The sequence below is a fragment of the Deinococcus radiophilus genome, from assembly GCF_020889625.1.
Classification (GTDB): domain Bacteria; phylum Deinococcota; class Deinococci; order Deinococcales; family Deinococcaceae; genus Deinococcus; species Deinococcus radiophilus.
This window is the reverse complement of the sequence record NZ_CP086380.1, coordinates 2,087,501-2,106,357: the sequence shown is the minus strand read 5'-3', so window position 1 is coordinate 2,106,357 and position 18,857 is coordinate 2,087,501. Positions and strand designations below refer to the sequence as shown.

At 63.3% G+C, this 18,857-nt stretch carries 16 protein-coding genes and 2 tRNA genes (1 of these 18 cut by a window edge); 12 read left to right on the top strand and 6 right to left on the bottom strand.

What is annotated here, in order from left to right:
• Positions 1-84: 84 nt before the first annotated feature.
• Entirely contained in the window at positions 85-1,701 is a 1,617-nt protein-coding gene (locus LMT64_RS10635; RefSeq protein ID WP_126352342.1) for an HRDC domain-containing protein, read from the top strand.
• A 66-nt stretch (positions 1,702-1,767) separates the two neighbouring features.
• Here the strand turns inward: LMT64_RS10635 and chrA are convergent, their stop codons facing one another.
• Positions 1,768-2,934, bottom strand: coding sequence for a chromate efflux transporter (gene chrA / locus LMT64_RS10630; RefSeq protein ID WP_229253226.1), 1,167 nt, complete (start codon positions 2,932-2,934; stop codon positions 1,768-1,770).
• Between the two features lie 137 nt (positions 2,935-3,071).
• Here chrA and LMT64_RS10625 point away from each other — a divergent pair, with 137 nt between their 5' ends.
• The 5 genes from LMT64_RS10625 (at position 3,072) to LMT64_RS10605 (ending at position 8,070) form a co-directional block, all read left to right on the top strand.
• Positions 3,072-3,587 carry a redoxin domain-containing protein gene (locus LMT64_RS10625; RefSeq protein ID WP_229253225.1) on the top strand — a complete coding sequence of 172 codons (516 nt, stop codon included), beginning with the start codon at positions 3,072-3,074 and terminating at the stop codon, positions 3,585-3,587.
• Between the two features lie 251 nt (positions 3,588-3,838).
• Entirely contained in the window at positions 3,839-5,446 is a 1,608-nt protein-coding gene (locus LMT64_RS10620; RefSeq protein ID WP_126352344.1) for an alanine/glycine:cation symporter family protein, read from the top strand.
• Between the two features lie 167 nt (positions 5,447-5,613).
• Positions 5,614-6,666 carry an Mrp/NBP35 family ATP-binding protein gene (locus LMT64_RS10615; RefSeq protein WP_126352345.1) on the top strand — a complete coding sequence of 351 codons (1,053 nt, stop codon included), beginning with the start codon at positions 5,614-5,616 and terminating at the stop codon, positions 6,664-6,666.
• A 2-nt stretch (positions 6,667-6,668) separates the two neighbouring features.
• Positions 6,669-7,352, top strand: coding sequence for a helix-turn-helix transcriptional regulator (locus tag LMT64_RS10610; RefSeq protein ID WP_170166005.1), 684 nt, complete (start codon positions 6,669-6,671; stop codon positions 7,350-7,352).
• 49 nt (positions 7,353-7,401) lie between these two features.
• Complete coding sequence (locus tag LMT64_RS10605) at positions 7,402-8,070, top strand: 2'-5' RNA ligase family protein (RefSeq protein ID WP_126352347.1); 669 nt, start codon at positions 7,402-7,404, stop codon at positions 8,068-8,070.
• Between the two features lie 4 nt (positions 8,071-8,074).
• On the opposite strand, the gene LMT64_RS10600 is transcribed toward LMT64_RS10605, so the two are convergent.
• Both LMT64_RS10600 and LMT64_RS10595 read right to left on the bottom strand, forming a co-directional pair.
• Complete coding sequence (locus LMT64_RS10600) at positions 8,075-9,196, bottom strand: bifunctional 3-deoxy-7-phosphoheptulonate synthase/chorismate mutase (protein WP_126352348.1); 1,122 nt, start codon at positions 9,194-9,196, stop codon at positions 8,075-8,077.
• Positions 9,197-9,291: 95 nt separating this feature from the next.
• Positions 9,292-10,485, bottom strand: coding sequence for a molybdopterin molybdotransferase MoeA (locus LMT64_RS10595; protein ID WP_126352349.1), 1,194 nt, complete (start codon positions 10,483-10,485; stop codon positions 9,292-9,294).
• Positions 10,486-10,619: 134 nt separating this feature from the next.
• On the opposite strand from LMT64_RS10595, the gene LMT64_RS10590 reads away from it, so the two are divergent.
• From LMT64_RS10590 to hflX, 5 genes are all read left to right on the top strand, one after another.
• Complete coding sequence (locus LMT64_RS10590) at positions 10,620-11,120, top strand: FKBP-type peptidyl-prolyl cis-trans isomerase (RefSeq protein ID WP_126352350.1); 501 nt, start codon at positions 10,620-10,622, stop codon at positions 11,118-11,120.
• Between the two features lie 131 nt (positions 11,121-11,251).
• Positions 11,252-12,721, top strand: coding sequence for a UDP-N-acetylmuramoyl-L-alanyl-D-glutamate--2,6-diaminopimelate ligase (locus LMT64_RS10585; RefSeq protein WP_126352351.1), 1,470 nt, complete (start codon positions 11,252-11,254; stop codon positions 12,719-12,721).
• 106 nt (positions 12,722-12,827) lie between these two features.
• Positions 12,828-12,903 (top strand) — tRNA-Lys (locus LMT64_RS10580).
• A gap of 134 nt (positions 12,904-13,037) precedes the next feature.
• A tRNA-Ser gene (locus LMT64_RS10575) sits at positions 13,038-13,128 on the top strand.
• A gap of 365 nt (positions 13,129-13,493) precedes the next feature.
• A complete protein-coding gene (gene hflX, locus LMT64_RS10570) occupies positions 13,494-15,068 on the top strand; it encodes a GTPase HflX (RefSeq protein ID WP_229253223.1) in 1,575 nt (524 codons plus the stop codon).
• A 74-nt stretch (positions 15,069-15,142) separates the two neighbouring features.
• Here the strand turns inward: hflX and pdxT are convergent, their stop codons facing one another.
• Both pdxT and pdxS read right to left on the bottom strand, forming a co-directional pair.
• Positions 15,143-15,775 (bottom strand): pyridoxal 5'-phosphate synthase glutaminase subunit PdxT, encoded by a 633-nt coding sequence (gene pdxT / locus LMT64_RS10565; protein ID WP_229253459.1) that lies wholly within the window; start codon positions 15,773-15,775, stop codon positions 15,143-15,145.
• An 11-nt stretch (positions 15,776-15,786) separates the two neighbouring features.
• Complete coding sequence (gene pdxS, locus LMT64_RS10560) at positions 15,787-16,683, bottom strand: pyridoxal 5'-phosphate synthase lyase subunit PdxS (RefSeq protein WP_211334190.1); 897 nt, start codon at positions 16,681-16,683, stop codon at positions 15,787-15,789.
• Positions 16,684-16,749: 66 nt separating this feature from the next.
• Here pdxS and pdxR point away from each other — a divergent pair, with 66 nt between their 5' ends.
• On the top strand, positions 16,750-18,150 hold the full coding sequence (gene pdxR / locus LMT64_RS10555; RefSeq protein WP_229253222.1) for a MocR-like pyridoxine biosynthesis transcription factor PdxR: 1,401 nt from the start codon (positions 16,750-16,752) through the stop codon (positions 18,148-18,150).
• On the opposite strand, the gene LMT64_RS10550 is transcribed toward pdxR, so the two are convergent.
• Positions 18,134-18,857, bottom strand: partial view of a quinate 5-dehydrogenase gene (locus LMT64_RS10550; RefSeq protein WP_170166006.1) — the 3' portion only. It continues 233 nt past the right edge of the window; the window shows 724 of its 957 coding nt (coding positions 234-957); the start codon falls outside the window, past its right edge — the gene reads right to left on this strand; it ends in the stop codon at positions 18,134-18,136. The genes pdxR and LMT64_RS10550 overlap by 17 nt on opposite strands.

Here is an 18,857-nt window from a genome sequence, read left to right as displayed (position 1 = left end):
GGAACCACATGGCTCGTCATTGGGACCGGCGTAACACCATGTCGCTTTGCGCGTTGCCGCTACACTTGCGGCACAATAGGCGGTATGACGAACGCTGATTCTCTTTCTGGGGCAAGCAGTGCCGGGCGCCGGGCGCGCCCTGACACCCGCCTGATTTCGCTGCATACCGAGCGCGGTGATGCCCACACCCGGCTGGAGCAGGCCCTCGCCGACTTGGAAGGTGCCGACTGGGGCCTGACCCTGGCCGGTGAACAAGCCCTGGCCCAGCAGCTCCGGTCCATCCTGGGGGCTGGAGTGCTGCGGCTGGACCCCCGCCTGCCCGTGCGCCGTAACCTGCTGGCCGAAGCAGGGTTGGCCGCCGCTGGTTTGGAGGGGGACTGGCAGGGTGCAGGGGCGGTCTGGCTGCTGGAGCCCCAAACCGAAGACATTCAGCGGGCCCAGCGGGCTGGAGTGCGGGTCATCGTGGACACCACGCTGGCCCCCGGTGGTCAGTGGTTACAGTTGGGCGCAGATCTGCTGACCTACCACCACGCGGCCACCCTGACCGGGTTCGCTGCCGAGGAGCTGGCCCTGCTGTTCGGCCTGGGCGAGCGCCCACGCGCCGCCGCTCCTGCTGCCGCTGACCTGACGGTGGCCCTGGCCCTGCGCGACGTGGCGACCCTGCCCCTGCGACTGGCCCGCGCGGCCCAAACCGTGAGCAGCCTTGAAGGTCAGATGCAGGGCCGCGCTCTCCCGCTGGGACCTACGGCCCTGCTGCTCCCCCCCGAAGCTGCGGCCACCACAGCAGCCCCACTGGGCGGCGTACTGCCTGCTGCGCGGGCCGTCATGGGTGGGGTCATCCTCACGCCTGGCCTGGCCGATGCCCGGCAGGTGCGTGAACTGCTGCGCGGAGAAATGCACCAGAGCCGCACCAGGGAACAAACGACGCCACGCCAGGAGAGAAGGTCCGAACCTCACGAGGCAGCACTGCAGACGCCAGCATCCACCGAGCAGGAATCTCGGCCTCGGGAAGGGCAGACCAGGGAACAGCAGCCCCGTGAAGCCCGGCTAGACCCTCAACGCGGTCACAGACGCCAGGACCAGCGCCAGCAGGACACCCGGCGTTTTCAGCGGACCGAGCGCTCTGAACCGCCCCGGCCCCCGCAGTCCAGCCTGGACCGCTTTGTCTTTGAGGCTCCGGCCCGGTCATCTACCCAGGCCACCCCAAATGAAGACTTGTCCGGACCGACACCGGTTCCATCACAGCCCAGCACTACACACCAACCAGCCGCGCCAGTTCCACAGGAGAACACCCGTAATAGGGGCAGGGACGGCCAGAACCGCAAAAAGCCAGACTCCCGCCCTGCTGAACAGAGCAACCCAGAACGCACCGAAGTCAGTGACGCCGCTCCCCTGACGCCGCTGGCTCCGGATCTGCCGACCGTACAAGACGCGGCCCAGCGCCCCGACCCCGCCGCTGACCTCTCAGAAGAGCAGGCGACTGTCTTTGCCCGCCTGCGTGACTGGCGAAATGCCGAGGCCAGCCGTCAGGAGATCAGCCGCTTTATTGTGGCCAGCAACGCTACCCTGGCCGAGATTGCCCGTCAGGTTCCCTATACCCAGGACGATCTGGCCAGCATCAAGGGCATGGGTCCAGCCCGCCTGAGTAAATACGGCGAGGCGATTCTGCAAGTGGTGCGCGGCGAGCAGAAGCGGCGCTAGTCAGCCCAATTCTCAGTGCATTTCCTCTTCCCAGACAGGCGAAGAGGAAATTTTTTTGGTCTATGTCTACACGAACGCCCAGCCCAGCGCTGCACAGGCCAACACTGCGGCCCAGGCTGGCAGGCGGGCCACGCTCAGTGCCGCGTAGGTCAGCAGGGCCAACGCCAGATGACCTGGACCGCGCACCCCTTCTACAAAGACTGGATCGTAGAGCGCGGCCAGCAGCAGACCCACCACACCTGCATTCAGCCCCAGCAGAGCACGGCGGGCCCAGGTCTGCCGCGCCAAGGCGCTCCAGTGAGGCAACGCTCCCAGGATCAGCAGGGCACCCGGCAGAAAGATCCCCAGTGTGGCGATGAGCAGGCCACTCCAGGCCGGAAGGTGACGTTGCACTGCCCCAAGATAGCTGGCAAAGGTGAAGAGCGGCCCTGGGACGGCATTGGCTGCACCGTAGCCAGCCAGAAAGTCCGTGTGGGTGACCCAGCCGGGGACCATTTCGGACTGGAGCAGTGGCAGCACCACATGACCCCCACCAAACACCAATGCCCCCGCCCGGTAGGTCAAGTCCAGCAGCTCCCAGCCAGCCCCCCACCCTGCCAACAGCGGAAGGGTCAGCAATAATCCGGCGGCCAGCAGCAGCAAGAGGGTTCCGGTGCGCCGGGAAGGACCACCACCGAGCGGCGCGGCCGTAACGGGAGGCGCATCCAGCCAGCGCCAGCCCACCAGACCACAGGCCAGGAGCACCACCACCTGCGCCCAGGGACTGCCGCCCAGGATGCCCCACACCAGCAAGGTAGCCGCACTGCCCAGTGCCAGAGCTTGCTGCAAAGGCGTGGTCACCAGGCTGCGCCACATGCCTGCTACAGCGTGCGCGACCACCGCCACCGCGGCCACTTTCAGCCCACTGAGCCAGCCGGATTCAGTCTGCGGCCAGGCCCCCAGCCACAGTGCAAAGCCCCACAACAAGAACACGCTGGGCAACGTGAACCCGGCCCAGGCCAGCAACGCTCCCGGCAACCCGGCCCGCAGGTAGCCGATGCTCAGGTTCACCTGAGAGCTGGATGGCCCCGGCAGAAACTGGGCCAGCGCCACCAGATCGGCAAACTGGGCCTCAGTCAGCCAGCGGCGGCGCTGCACAAACTCATGCTGGAAGTACCCCAGGTGTGCCACTGGCCCCCCGAAACTGGTCAGACCCAGCCGCAAAAACACCATCAACAGTTCCAGAAGCGCCACAGCCTCAGCTTAGGCGAAGCCTGACAGGCATGGGTCAGCCACCTGCACAGCAAGACATCACGCCCTCACACGGCTGCCCTGCGCCCCTGTATCAAATTGAACCAAGAACAAAGAATAGGCATGCTTGAATATTGTTCATGAGCGATTTCCCCCAACCGCTACTTCATCAAAGCGCCCCTGATTTCACGCTGAACGCCGTCTTCCCGACCGGCAACTGGCAACCCGTCACCCTCAGCAGCTACGCTGCCGCAGGCCGGGCCACCGTACTGGTCTTTTACCCCCTGGACTTCAGCCCGACTTGCAGCAACCATGTCCCGGCCTTCAGTCGTCTGGCCGCTGACTTTGATGATCTGGGAGCTGACGTACTCTGTGTCAGCCGCGATTCGGTCTACACCCACCGGGCCTGGAGCCGTGAGCTGGGCTTGCAGGTACCGCTGCTATCGGACATGACCCTGAGTGCCGCACAACTGTACGGCGCCGACTGCCCTGAACGCGGACAGACCTACCGCGCGACTTTTGTGATCGGCGCAGATGGCAAAATCCGCTTTGCCCACCGCGAAGAAGACTCGACCGAACTGACCCTGAGTGCCGAGCAGTTGCTCACGGCTCTTCCTGGCCTTCTTTCGGGCCCTTCAAGCTCGCCGCGCCCCTAGCCACCACAGGCCGTGGTTCTTCTTTACCCTCTGCTGTTCAGATGTAACGCATCCAGCATAAACATACGGAGAGGGTGTAGAACCTCTGTCTTATACATCCAAACTATCCATTCAGATACTAATCACCTTGCCCAAAGTCTGCCGCAGCCGCAGAAAAGTAGTTCCTGAGAATAGATTTTTTTCTCTCATTTCCTTAACCTCTGTACTTATTTACGGTTCACAATTTCGGCTGCATAGGGTAAGGTTTAACTATGCAAAAGAAATTGAATAATTCACCGCATGCCGGTTTTCCATGGCCACCAGGACTGGCCGGGCATCTGACACTCCCCCTCGCTGGACTGGCCCTGGCCGGGCAGGCTTCGGCCGCAGCGACTGCTGGTGGGCCAATCGGCATTGACGAGCAGATCAACAATGTCCTCTCGCCGATCAGCAACGCGATTGCCAGCGTCATTTTCTACTCGGTGCCGGTGGCCGGCACCTCCTTGCCTCTCATCGTGGTGTGGCTGCTGACCGCCGCCATCTTTTTCACGTTGTACCTCGGCTTTATCAACTTCCGTGGGTTCAAGCACGGGATTGATCTGGTACGCGGGCGCTACTCGTCCACCTTTGAGGACAGCCCCGGGCAGATCACCCACTTTCAGGCGCTGACCACCGCTGTCAGCTCGACAGTGGGCCTGGGCAACATCGCCGGGGTCGCGGTCGCAATCGGGTTAGGTGGGCCTGGCGCGACGTTCTGGATGATCCTGGCGGGGCTGCTGGGCATGGCGACCAAGTTCACCGAATGTACCCTGGGCGTCAAGTACCGCACCGAGCGTCCCGACGGCACCGTCTCGGGCGGGCCGATGTACTACCTCAAAAGGGGTCTGGCCGAGCGCGGTATGGTGGGCCTGGGCAGTGCGCTGGCGGTGATGTTCGCCGTCGGATTAATCGGCGGCTCACTGGGCGGCGGCAACATGTTCCAGAGCAACCAGGCCTTCTCGCAAATCGTCGGAGCCACCGGCGGCGACGCCAGCCCGCTGGCCGGGTACGGCTGGGCCTTCGGCATGGTCATCGCGGCCCTCGTGGGGGCCGTAATTATCGGCGGCATCACCCAGATCGCTGCTGTCACCTCACGCCTGGTGCCCTTTATGGCGGCGATATACGTGGCGGCTTGCCTGTTTATCCTGGGCAGCAACTTTACCCAGATTCCCGCAGCATTCGGCGCGATTATTGACGGGGCCTTTTCGCCCGAAGGCATCACCGGCGGCATCATCGGCGTGATGATTCAGGGAATTCGCCGCGCCACCTTCTCCAACGAGGCTGGCATCGGCTCGGCAGCGGTGGCCCACAGTGCCGTAAAAACCAGCCGTCCTATCACCGAGGGCTACGTTGCCCTGCTGGAACCGTTTATCGACACTGTGGTGATCTGCACCATGACGGCCCTGACGCTGATCATCACTGGCGTATGGAATCAGGGCTACGAGGGCGTGCAGATGACCTCGGCGGCCTTCACGCAGGGCGGCTTCGAGTGGTTCGGCTGGATCCTGACCATCTCGGTGGTACTGTTCGCTATTTCGACGATTCTGGGGTACGCCTACTACGGTCAAAAGGCCGTGGGCTACCTGTTCGGGGAATCCCCAGTTGCCGAGCGCGTCTTCCAGGTGGTTTTCCTGCTGGCTACCGTGCTGGGCGCCACCATGAGCCTGGGGGCCGTGATTGACCTTAGCGACTCGCTGCTGTTCTTCATGAGCATCCCCAACCTGATCGGTCTGTACCTGCTGGCCCCGGTGGTCAAGCGCGAACTGGCCGAGTACGAGGCCGACCTCAAAAGTGGGCGGATTCCCAAGTACCGCGACTCTTACGCTGGATCAGGGGACTGACGCTCAACCCCTGACCCACTGAGCCCAATTGTCCCGCAAGCCCCCGGAGCCTCACCGCTGCGGGGGCTTTTGCCTGCCGGCAGGTCCCCAGGCCATGACTGCTTCAAAAAAGGCACTGTGAGCCGACTCCTTGCCCTGGCGGTTAAAGGTGCGCTAAAGAGGAGGTTATGCAAGACGCAGTCATGGCCGCCCTGTCGACCGTCAACGATCCGGAGCTGCATCAGGACCTGGTGAGCCTGGGCATGATCGAGAGTGTCAGGGTCGAAGCTGGCGTGGCGGCGATCAAGGTCAACCTGACCACCCCCGCTTGCCCGCTGAAAGGCACCATCGAGAACGATGTACGCCGCGCCGTCATGGCCGTAGATGGCATTCAGGACGTGCAGGTCACATTCGGGGCGCAGGTGAGGACGACCCAGCAACTCCCACTGCCAGGCGTTAAGCACGTGATTCTGGTGGGCAGCGGTAAGGGTGGCGTAGGCAAAAGCAACGTGGCCGTCAACGTGGCGGTGTCGCTGGCGCTGGACGGTGCCCGGGTAGGCCTGCTGGACGCCGACGTGTATGGTCCCAGTGTGGCGCACATGCTGGGCCAGGCTGGCGCACGCATCACCGCCAACGAGCAGCGCCACATGATGCCCATTGAGGCGCACGGCATCCGCTTTATCTCCATGGCCAACCTGACCAAAGCGGGTCAGGCGCTGGTCTGGCGCGGCCCAATGCTGCACAGTGCTATTGGGCAGTTTCTGAAAGATGCCGATTGGGGAAACCTGGACTACCTGATTATTGACCTGCCACCAGGGACCGGCGATGTGCAGCTCTCCATCACCCAGTCGGTCAAGGTGACGGGCGCTCTGATCGTGACCACGCCGCAGGACGTGGCCCTGATTGACGCCACCCGCGCGGTGGACATGTTCCACAAGGCCAGTGTGCCGGTCCTGGGCGTGGCCGAGAATATGAGCTACTTCGTGGCTCCTGATACCGGGCACACCTACGACCTGTTCGGGCGCGGCGGCGCACGTGGGCTGGGGCTGGATGTGCTGGGCGAAATCCCGCTGGACCCCGAAGTGCGCCAGGATGCCGATGCCGGTGTACCTGCCGTGATTGCCCACCCGCAGTCGGTGGCCGCTCAGACCCTGCGCGAACTGAGCCGCAACGTAGCTGGCCGCATCAGTGTGGTGACCATGAGCGACTTTGGGGTGCTGGATCCCCTGCCGGTGGTCTGAGCGTGTCTCAAGCTGCCCTCTCCCCTGCCGCCAACGGCAGTGCGTCACGGACCAGTGACCGCATCCTGATCCTGCTCAAACGTCAGGGCAACCTCTGCACGGCGGCCCTGAGCCGGGAACTGGACCTGACCGAGCAAGGGATTCGCCGCCACCTGCTGCGCCTGACCGAGCAAGGCCTGATCGCTTCGCGCACCGAGAAACCGCTGGGCCGGGGCCGCCCGCAGCAGGTCTATTTCCTGACCGAGCGCGGCGAAGGCCAGTTTCCCAAGCGCTACCCCAATCTGTGCCTGGATATCTTGCACCACGTTCAGGCCGAGTTTGGAGACGGCGCAGTAGAACGGGTCATGATGGCCCGCGCCCAGGCGGACCAGCAGGAACTGGCGGGCAGCCTGGAAGGCGACACCCTCACCGAGCGACTGGAACATCTGCAGGAACGCTTTGCCGCCGCTGGTTACGATTCGGTCATCGAGGAGCAGGGTGGGCAGCTCTACCTGATTCACCGCAATTGCCCTCATCTGGCGGTGGCTGCGCAGTTCGGTGAACTCTGCACGGCGGAGCTGCGACTGATCGAAGGCGTGCTGCAAACGTCCGTGCAGTGTGAAGCACGGGCGGCGGCGGGGCACAGCCACTGCCGCTATAAGATAGGGCGCGGCCAGCCGACCACCGACCCCAAGCTGGAGCGCTAGATGTTCCCGTCCCTCCTTTGCTCAGGTTCTGAACCTCACCTACCGGCGCATGACTGACCTCTCCCACACCCCTGTCCCTGCAACCGACGAAACGACCGAGCTGCCTCATCGCCCAGGCGTGACGGGTGGGTCTTATAGCCTGGTGGCCTGGCCGCCGCCCAAGCTGGACGGCTGGGTGCGCCGACGGCAAGACGAACTGGGCGTCAGCAGCTTCGGTGTGCCGCACATCAACCTGCGTGCTCCCTTTCAGACCAATCTGCCTAAGGCCGAACTGATTGAGCGCTTCCGCGACGTTTTGGACGGAGCCAGTTCCTTTGAGGTCAGGGTCAAGGGATTCAAACGGTATAAGGGCGTCATTTTTCTGGAGTGCGAGGCCAGTGCCCGGATGCTGTATCTGCACCTCATGGCGCTGAGCGTAGGGCCCTCAACCCGCAGCCCTTATGACGGCGAATCGTACGCACCACACTTGACGCTGGCGCTGGGCGTGCTGCCCTGGGCCGAAGACGACCTCTGGGAACAGATCGAGGCCCAGGCGCCACCGCTTGAGCGCTTCCGGGTCTCGGCCCTAAGTCTCACCCAGGAGGAAAAAGGCGAATTTCTGGAGTTACACACTTTCCCGCTGGCGGACCCACCTGAGCAGGAGGCGCCAACGCCCAGCGCGGGCCCCACTGAAGCCCAGCCCGTGAGCGATCCTGAAGCTGGAGCGGCGGCCCCTTAACGTCTCAGCGCTGTTTGGAGATCAGGTTCAGTCCAGCTACGAACTGCCGGAAGCCTTCAAAGTCCAGCTGCTGCTCGTTGTCACTCATGGCGGTGGCGGGCTGAGGGTGCACTTCGACGTGAATCCCATCGGCCCCGACCGCCAGCGCAGCGCGGGCCAGCGGCAGCAGCAGATCGCGGCGTCCAGCGGCGTGGGTGACGTCCACCACCACCGGCAAGTGGCTTTCCTGTTTGATCAGGGCCACCGCACTCAGGTCCAGGGTGTTGCGGGTCCACTTCTCAAAGGTGCGAATGCCACGCTCGCACATAATTACGTTCTCGTTCCCGCCTGACAGGATGTACTCGGCGGCGTAGAGCCACTCTTCCATGGTGGCGCTCAGGCCGCGCTTGAGCAGCACCGGCCGGCGGACCGCGCCCACCTCACGCAGCAGACTGAAGTTGTGCATGTTGCGCGCTCCGATCTGCAGGATGTCGGCGTACTGCGCCACCACCTCCACGTCGCGGGTGTCCATCACTTCCGTCATGAACTGCATTCCGTGGCGGTCCGCCACTTTCCGGCCCAGCTGCAGGCCGTCCACCCCCATGCCCTGAAAACCGTAAGGACTGGTGCGCGGCTTGTAGGCCCCGCCACGCAGGATTCCTCCACCCAGCTCTTTGACCAGCGCCGCCGTCTGGTCCATTTGCCCCTCGGATTCGATGGCGCAGGGACCGGCGATCAGCACCGGCGCCTCACTGCCCCCAATGCGCACATCCCCGATGGTCAGGACAGTATCTTCACTCTTTTGCTTGCGGCTGACCAACAGTTTACGTTGTTCCCGGGTTTCTTCCAGGTCCAGGCTGGCCTTGAAAATCTCCTTGAACATGGCGCTGATGGCGGCGTCCGTGAAGGGACCACGGTTGGCCTGACGCACCAGCCGCAGCTGATCTTCTTCGCGCTTGGGGTCGTAGAACTTGGTTCCCCCCTCGCTGGACTTCAGGCGACCAATCTCAGCCACCAACTCGCCACGCCGCGAAAGCAGGTCCAGCAACTGCAGGTTGATCTGATCTACCTGTTCGCGCAGGTCGTCCAGCTGGCCGAGGTGGCCTTGCGGCTGTGCGGCAGAATTCGGGTCACGGGCATCGGTCATGCCGCAGCCTAGCGAAACGAACTGCATCACTGCAAATTTGGTTTTTCAAACGATGAAAACAGGAACGCTGCTCACCCCGTTGTTTATCCTGCGCTCTAGTCCAGCAGCAAGACGTCCAGTTCATCGCCGGCCTGCACTTGCTGGCCTGGGTCCACACGGACCAGTACACGGGCATCGCTGAGTGAGCGCAGCACGCCGCTGCTCTGTTTGGGATAGGGCGCGACCTCGCCGCCACGCAGCTCGCCGCGCCAGAAGGCCACTTTGTCGCCCGCAGCGGCAAAGGGAGCTGCCGCCCGCAGCCGCACGGTCCGCAGTTCCTCACCGGTCAGGGCAGGGCGCACCAGCAGCTCAAAGACCACCAAGCTGCTCACCGGATTGCCTGGCAGTCCCAACACGCTCAGACCGTTCCAGCGGCCCAGCAAGGTCGGGCCGCCCGGCTTGAGACGAACTTTCCAGAACGTCACCTCGCCGCGTTCCATCAGCAGATCACGCATGAAGTCGTAACGCCCCATGCTGACGCCACCGCTGGTCAGCAGCAGGTCCGCGCCGCCTGCGGCGTCCAGCCGAGCAGCCAAGTCATTCACGCTGTCGGGCGCGTGGCCCAGATCCAGGACTTCCGCGCCACATTCATGCAGCAGTCCGCGCAGACCGTAACGGTTGGAATCATAGACTTCGCCGGGGTTCAGTGGAGTGCCCGGTGCCCTGACTTCGTCGCCGGTGCTCAGCAGGACCACCCGCCAGCGGCGCCGCACCGGGAGCGCAGCGTGCCCACCCGCCACCGCCAAGGCCACCCGCGCCGGGGTCAGTCTCACACCCGCTGGCAGCAGCTCATCGCCCGCCACAAAGTCGTCACCCAGGGGCCGGACATCCTCCCGCCGGGCCGGGGCCAGCAGCCGCACCTCTCCCTCTGCGCCGAACTCCAGCCGCTCCACCGGGCAAATCGCGTCTGCCCCGCTGGGCAAGGGCGCACCCGTGTAGATGCGGACGCACTCACCCGGTCCCACCTCGCCGCTGTAGGCCTCTCCGGCCCGGCTCTCGCCCACCCCTCGCAGGGTCACAGGCGACTGCTCACTGGCCATCCGGGTGTCCTCCAACCGCGCTGCAATGCCGTCCAGGGCACTTTCGGTAGCGCTGGGGTGCGCGGTGCGGGCTGCCAGACTCTCTGCCAGGCGGCGACCGTAGGCCTGTTCAGGGGCCACCCACTCGCGCTCCGGCACTGGCAAGACTTGCTGCACGGCGGACTGCGCCTCAGCCAGCGAAATGAACTGAGCAAAAGGTTTCATGACCATAGGCTAACCCTGTCACAAGCTACAGACCCGGCAGTGGCCCGTTAGACTAAGACACCTGGGCAAACTGGCCCAGCTGACCGGTTTCCGAACTTCATTCCAGCGTCTCCGCCCAGCGGGGGCCACGAGGAGCACCTATGCAAATTGCCAAAGACAAAGTGGCTGAAATCGATTACATTCTGCGCGTCGAGGGCGAGATCGTCGACCGCAGTGACGACGGCGAGCCTTTGACCTATCTCCACGGTCACGGCAACATCATTCCGGGCCTCGAACAAGCGCTGGAAGGCAAGGGCGCGGGTGAACAGCTCAAGGTGACGGTGTCCCCCGAAGAAGGCTACGGAGTCTACGACGAGGACAATACCGATCAGCTGGATCTGGCCGACTTTGATGACGATGTAGAAGTGGGTGCCACTTACTTCGGCGAAACCGACAACGGTGAGTTGGTGCCTTTCACGGTGTTGGGCCTCAGCGATGACAAGGTGGAAGTGGACTACAACCACATGCTGGCCGGTGAAACCCTGGACTTTGAAGTGACAGTGCGCTCGGTGCGTGACGCCACTCCCGAAGAACTGGAACACGGCCACGCCCACTTTGAGGGTATGGACGAAGACAGCGACTTCGACGAAGACGAAGAATAATCCCCGGATAGCCAGAACGCAGCCCGCCTCGTCTCCAAGCAGCGTGAGGTGGGCTGTGTTCTGGTTTTCCAGCAATCCATACCCACCCACGGTCAAGCTGACACAACGGCAACTGTTCTAAACTGCCTGCCATGAAGCTTGCCGATCTGGCCGCCGCCCTGAACCTGCCTGCCCCTGAACGCAACCCAGAAGTCGCCGCCGTGACCCATAATGCCGCCTGGGTGCAACCGGGCAGCATCTTTGTGGCGATCCGGGGCGCACGGGCAGACGGGCACAGCTTTGCAGCCCAAGCAGCTGAGCGCGGCGCAGTGGCGATAGTGGGCGAGGGCTGGCCGACGGGCAGCCTCCCTTCCCCCCTGCCGTATCTGCAAGTGTCAGATGCCCGCGCCGCTCTGGCGGATCTGGCCACTGCCCTGCACGCCCATCCCAGTCAGGAACTGAAAGTGGTCGGCGTCACCGGTACCGACGGCAAGACCACCACGGCCTGGCTCACCCGGCATCTGCTGCGGGCGGCAGGCTTCCCCACTGGCCTCCTGAGCACGGCAGGCTACGAACTGCCGGGCGGCGAGTTGCAGCAGTTCCCCGCGCACTTGACCACTCCCGAGGCACCGCAGGTCCAAGACATTCTGCGTGAAATGCTGCAGCAAGGCGCCCAGGCGGCGGTTCTAGAAGCCAGCAGCCACGCCCTGGCCCTGCACCGGGTACGCGGTGTGGCCTGGGACGCGGCCATCTGGACGCAACTCACCCGTGAACACCTGGACTTTCACGGCAGCGTAGAGGGTTACTTCGCCGAAAAGCGCCGTCTGATCGAAGCGGCACCTTTTGCCGTCCTGAACGCCGACGATCCCTGGACCCAGCACTTACGCGGCGTGGCTCCTCAGGAAGTCACCTACTCTGCCGAAGGTCAGCCCGCTGACTGGCAGGCCAGTGCAGTGCAGCAGACTGGGCGCGGCCTGGGCTTTAGGGTGACTTCGCCCCTCGGCCAGTTCAAAGTAGACCTGCCCATGATCGGCGGATTCAATGTGGCCAATGCACTGGGCGCAATGGCGGCTGCCGCGCATCTGGGCGTCACAGTGGAGCAACTCCAGGCTGGCCTGGCGTCCTTTGGCGGTGTGCCGGGGCGGATGCAGTTGGTGCCCGCTGGACCGACCCAACCCCGTGTGATCGTGGACTTTGCGCACACGCCGCCTGCGCTGGAAAAAGCCCTGGACACCCTACGCACCACCACTGAAGGTCAGCTGTGGGTGGTCATCGGCTCGGCAGGTGGCAACCGCGATCCGCTCAAGCGAGCACCTTTGGGCGAAGTCGCGACCCGCTGCGCCGACCAGGCCATCTTCACCGAAGAGGACTACCGCGAAACCCCCCTGGAGGATATTCTGCGTGAAATGGAACGCGGTGCCCGCGAAGCAGGACAGGGCAACTTCCAGTCCATCGGGGACCGCCGGGAGGCCATCCGGGCGGCCATCAGCCGTGCCAAGCCCGGCGATACTGTGCTGCTGGCCGGCAAAGGGCCAGAGGACACCCTGGAGCGGGATACCGAAACTATTCCCTGGAACGAAGCCGCTGAAGCGGAGGCTGCTCTGTCGCTGCGTGGCAGCTGAGCCGCAGGCCACAGGCCGTAACTTGTACTCTGAATCACATACCTTCAGGCATCTCATGTTATCTTTGTTTTCGCTGTTTCAGGCGCCTGGCCGCAAAGACATGCGCGGGTTGTTAGCTCAGTTGGCAGAGCAGCTGACTTTTAATCAGCGGGTCGTAGGTTCGAGCCCTACACAACCCACCACGAAGTCCTCACCTGTGGGTGGGGATTTTTGATTTATCGGCGGTGACCTGACCCAGCATGTCACTTCCTTTTGCCAACAGCTGTGCGACTTGCTATACTCGCTGACGCATTTGCACTGGGTCTGCCCCATGCGGGGGGAGGTGCCAGAGTGGTTGAATGGGTCGGTCTCGAAAACCGTTGTACGGTTCTGCCGTACCGTGGGTTCGAATCCCACCCTCTCCGCCAAATGTTGGCCCAGTGTGACTGCCAGAAAGCTGCCTTCGGGCGGCTTTTTTTGTGCTCTGTGGGTCACATACAGACATAGACAATCCCTGCTCACCTTCTGTCAGATCAGTGGCGCAATAATAAGGACAGGTGTGTCAATGGACTTATTTTTTCTGCTTGCTGTAGTTTGCCGTGGCGCAAACTGAGGCCCTTCGCATAGAGAAACTGAGAAAGAGGCAACAACCATTACCAAAGTACACGGAAACACTTCGGGTCTGAAAAAAGCGCAGCTCAAATCGCTAGAGAACCTCTACCGCCGCCGGATTGAGCCGGGACGCGTCGGATCACCTGAACTGGCCCGCAATCTGGCCGAACTGTCCGCTGACGTGCGCCGCGAAGTCAGCGTGCTGATTGACCGCCGGGGCCGCGTCATGAGCGTCAGTGTGGCCGACGCCAAAGCCGCTGAGCTGCCCGATACCCGTCAGGGTGAGAACCGCCTGTCGGGCTATCACCTGCTGCACACCCACCCACGCGGCGGTGAGCTGAGCAAGGGCGACCTTTCTACGCTGTTCATGAAGCGCCTAGACGCTGTCAGTGCCATTGAGGTGCAGGACGGGCGCCCAGGACAGGTCCACACCGCCCACCTGACCCCTCCCGGCAGTACCGTGGAGGAAGAGGACTGGCGTATCCTACCGCCGGTCCCCAGCTTTGACATCGACGAATTTGACCTGGCAGCCCAGGTTTCGGCGCTGGAAGAGGAAATCGCCCGCGCCAGCCGCACCCGCGAAGCCAGTAAAGACCGTGAGCAGGCCATCTTGGTGCAGATCGATACCGGTGAGGTAGATGCCGAGGAGCGGCTGGAGGAGCTGGGCGAACTGGCCCGCACTGCCGGAGCCGAGGTGGTGTACCGCGAGCTGGTGTACCGCCGTCACCTTAAGGCCGGAACGCTAGTCGGTGCCGGTAAGCTGGAAGAACTGACCAGCCGTGCCTATCACCTGGACGCCGACCTGCTAATTTTCGGGCAGGAGCTGGGTGCAGCCCAGGCCCGCGAGATCGAGGCCTCTACTGGCCTCAAGGTCATTGACCGCAGCCAGCTGATCCTGGATATTTTCGCGCAGCACGCGCAGGGCCAGGAAAGCCGCTTGCAAGTGGAGCTGGCACAGCTGCGTTATATGAAACCCCGTTTGCTGGGCGCAGGCGCGCAGCTGTCGCGTATCGGGGCATCGGGCGGTAGTGCGGCCAGCGGTGCGATCGGCACCCGCGGCCCCGGTGAAACCAAGTTGGAGCTGGACCGCCGGCGTATCAACGACCGCATTGCTTTCCTGGAAGCCCAGCTGCGTGAAGTGGCCGTGCGCCGCGAGGAACGCCGCAAGAGCCGCGAGCGTAACTCGGTGCCCGTCGTGGGCATCGTGGGTTACACCAACGCCGGAAAATCCACCCTGTTGAACGCTCTGACCCACGCCGCCGAGGAACCCCGCCGCGTGCTCGCCGCCAACAAGCTGTTTGCCACGCTGCGCCCAACCAGCCGTCAGGGCTATCTGGACGCTGTAGGACAGGTCGTGCTGACCGACACGGTGGGCTTTATCCGTGACTTGCCCCAGGACCTGACACGGGCCTTCCGCGCCACCCTAGAAGAAATCGGTGACTCGGATGTGCTGGTGCATGTGCTGGATGCCAGCAGCGACGCCAGCGAGCTGCACTTTGAGGCCGTGACCCGCATTCTGGACGAGCTGGACCTGAGCGATATTCCCACGGTAGTGGCGCTGAACAAGGCCGATCAGGCCCGCCCCGCCGAACTGGCCCGCCTACAAGAGCGGCTGACCCAGGCTGGTGCCCAGACAGTGGTCATCAGCGCCTTTAAGCGTCAGCGACTGGACGAGCTGCGCCAAGCAGTGGCTCAGGCCTTGCAGCGCCAGGGCTTTGAGCCGACTGACTACGCGGCCATGCACACCGCTGGCTGACAGTCCTACCCTATCAACAAGGCGGAGTGCCCGTTAAAGCACTCCGCCTTGTTTCTTTGGTTATAGGTCTAAGCCTACTTCTGCGCGATCAGTTCCAGAAAAAGACCATGTAAGCGGTCATCCCCACTCAGCTCTGGGTGAAAGGTGCTGGCCATCAAGCGGCCCTGACGCACCAGCACTGGCAGCCCGTCATACTCGGCCAAGACCTCGGTGGTGCCACCTACTCCACTCATCACCGGGGCGCGGATAAAGAAGGCCTCGAACGGCGCGTCCAGCCCAACCACATCCAGCGGCGCGGTAAAAGAATCTACCTGGCGTCCGTAAGCGTTGCGCTGCACAGCGATGTCCATCAGCCGCAAAGTGGGAGGCAGACCCGGCACATTCGAGTCCCCAGTGACCTGCCGTGCCAGCAAAATGGCCCCGGCGCAGGTTCCCCACAGTGCCCCACCCGCCGCATGGAAGTCATGCAGCGCTGCTCCTAGACCCGTGGCCGCCAGCAGGCGGCGCATGGTGGTACTTTCGCCACCAGGCATCACCACGCCGCTTAGATCTGCCAGGTCGGCAGGCAAGCGAACTTCGCGCACCTCGGCCCCTAGCCGCCCCAGAGCCTGTGCGTGCTCACGGAAGGCTCCCTGCAGTGCCAGGACACCGATCTGTGGTGCCCCGTCAGTCCCAGGGTGCAGATCAGCCGAGGGCGTACCAGTCAGCGTCAAGCGGCTTACCAACCGCGAGCGGCCAGGCGCTCTTCGGGGAGCAGTTCGTCAATGTTGATGCCGGTCATGGGGGCGCCCAGATCTTCGCTGATCTCAGCCAGCAGTTCGGCGTTCTGATAGTGCGTCACGGCCTGCACAATGGCCTTGGCACGGCGCTCGGGGTTGTCGCTCTTGAAGATACCGCTGCCTACGAACACGCCGTCCAGGCCCAGTTGCATCATCAGAGCGGCGTCAGCAGGTGTCGCCACGCCACCCGCTGCAAAGTTCACCACTGGCAGCTTGCCGTGCTCATGCACATAGCGCACCAGGTCATAGGGAGCACTCAGGTCGCGGGCCACCGTCATCAGCTCCTCCAGCGGGCGGGCCTGAATCTGGCGGATCTCGCCCAGTACGGTGCGGGCATGGCGCACGGCTTCAATGATGTTCCCGGTGCCAGCTTCACCCTTGGTGCGGATCATGGCGGCACCTTCGCCCACACGGCGCAGCGCTTCGCCGAGGTTCTTGGCGCCGCACACGAACGGCACCTTGAAGGCGTGCTTATCGATGTGGTACTGGTCGTCGGCGGGGGTCAGCACTTCGGATTCGTCGATAAAGTCCACGCCGATGGCCTGCAAAATCTGCGCCTCCACCAGATGTCCGATGCGCACCTTAGCCATCACGGGGATGCTGACAGCACCGATAATCTCCTTGATCATCTTAGGGTCGCTCATGCGGGCCACGCCGCCGTCTTTACGGATGTCGGCTGGCACACGTTCCAGCGCCATGACAGCAGTCGCACCGGCTTCCTCGGCAATCCGGGCCTGGTCTGCCGTCACCACATCCATGATCACGCCGCCTTTGAACATCTCGGCAAATCCACGCTGTACTTTCTGAACGCCCTGTCCTTCACTCTGGTTGGTCATGGCACCCATCATGCCGGGCCGATTGGTCCAGCAACAGTTCCAATTGGGGCGTATTAGAGTAGACCAATGTGGCGCGTCCTGACCCAGCTGAATTTAGACCGTACCTCGGACACCCCACTCACCCGGCAGTTGGCTGCTGGGTTACGTGCCTTGATCACTACGGGTCAGCTCCCGGCAGGCGAACGCCTCCCCCCCACCCGTCAACTGGCTGCCGAGCTGGGGTTGTCGCGTGGAACAGTGACCGAGGTCTTTGAAACCCTCAGCGCCGAGGGCTACTTGGAAGGCCGGGTCGGAGCCGGAACCTACGTGCGGGCGTTGCCTGGCACACAGCAGCCGCTGGGGCAGGCCTCACAGCGGGCGCGGCTGCTGGCCAGCCTGGAACAGCCCAGAGGGTCTGCTGGCCCGATCCGCCCCCTGCGCCACTCACGGGCCGATCCCCGGCTGTTTCCCTGGCGCACCTGGGCGCGGCTGGAAGCCCAGACCGACTGGCAGCCGGGCTTGGGTGCCAGCGCGGCTGGTTGGCCGCCGCTGCGTGAACAGGTGACCGCCTACTTGCAGCGTGAGCGGGGCTTGGCCTGCACGCCGGAGCAGATCATCATCACCACTGGCACACAGCAAGCGCTGGATCTGGCCGCCCGAACCCTGCTGGACCACGGCGAGGCCGCTGCCCTGGAAAATCCCGGCTACCCTGGTACACGCTCGGCACTGCTGGCTGCAGGCATACGCCCCCTCAGCCTCAGGGTAGACGAAGGCGGCCTGGACACGGACACACTGTGGCGACAAGCGCAGGCCCGCTTGGTCTGTGTGGCACCAGCGCACCAGTTTCCTATAGGGGCTACCCTTAGCCCGGCGCGGCGTCTGGAACTGGTCCGATGGGCCGAGACGCGGGGCAGCTGGATTCTGGAAGACGATTACGACTCCGAGTACCGCTACGCTGGACCGCCGCTCACCCCCTTGCAGGCCTCCAGCCGCCGGGTCATTCATATGGGTACATTTTCCGCCTTTCTCTTTTCGGGACTGCGCCTGGGCTTCTTGGTGGTGCCTCCCGAACTGATCGGCAGTTTCAGCGCAGTCAAACAGGCTCTAGACCGGGGATCGTCATGGCGAGACAGCGCCACTCTGGCCCGCTTTATGGCTGAGGGACACTTCGCTCGGCACCTGGGACGGACCCGGCGTATTTATGCGGCGCGGCACGACCTGCTGGCTGCCGAAGTCCAAGCATTAGGCGGCCAGTTGCTGTCCACGGGCCGGGGCCTTCATCTGACTGCCCACTGGCCTCAGGAGCGTGCCCTGCTTCCCCTGGCACAGCGGGTGGGCCTAGACCTCAGCGCTGTGCAGGAGTACACCTGGGGAAGCCGCCGTGAGCCTGCCCCACCAGGTCTGCTGCTAGGCTTTGCTGCCTATGACGCAGAGGAATTGCGGCGAGCGACCAGACAAATGAGCGAGCTGATCAGTTCAGTTGATTGATCTCTGGCCGAAACCCTACTTGCTCAATGTAGTGTAGGTATTCCTCTGGGGTTAGGGCTTCGCGTTTGCCGCTCAGTGTTACGAAAAACGCTTCCAGCACGTTGGTCGCAAAGTTGCGCGATCCTATGCGCGGGGTCGTGGTAATCAGTCGAGCCACGCCACGGTCCTTCATCCAGTCGCGGTCCGCTTCGGTAATGGTCTGGGTCAGGACCGTTTTGCCGCTCAAGTCATGCGGCGCATACCGCTTGGCAAAGTGCGTGTCCCCAGCAATGACATCGGCCCAGGCATAGTAACGGGTCCCCTTCCCCTGCACACTCTCGTTTTGCTTATCCCCCGTCGGATAAAACCAATCCTGCGGCAAAGTGGTCAAGGGAGGTAACAACAGCCGGGCTGCGCGGCGCAGGGCATCCAAACTGCGAATTGGAAAGTCCAGATTGAGTCCGAAAATCAGGTCACCGTACACCACATCTGCGCCCGCTACAGCCAACGCCTCGGCCATCCCGAAACGGTCCACCGCGCTGACCATCAGAACCCGCTGGGTCTGCCAGTTCAGCTCAGCGTCCAGCTGAGCTGTTGCATGTCGCTCCAGGGTATTCTTCAGGCCAGAACCGTCCAGTACAGGGGTTTGCCGTGCATGTGCCACCAGCTTCCGCACATTGTTGAAGGTATAGCGCTGTCCATCCGCAAGCACGTACAGATCGGCTCCA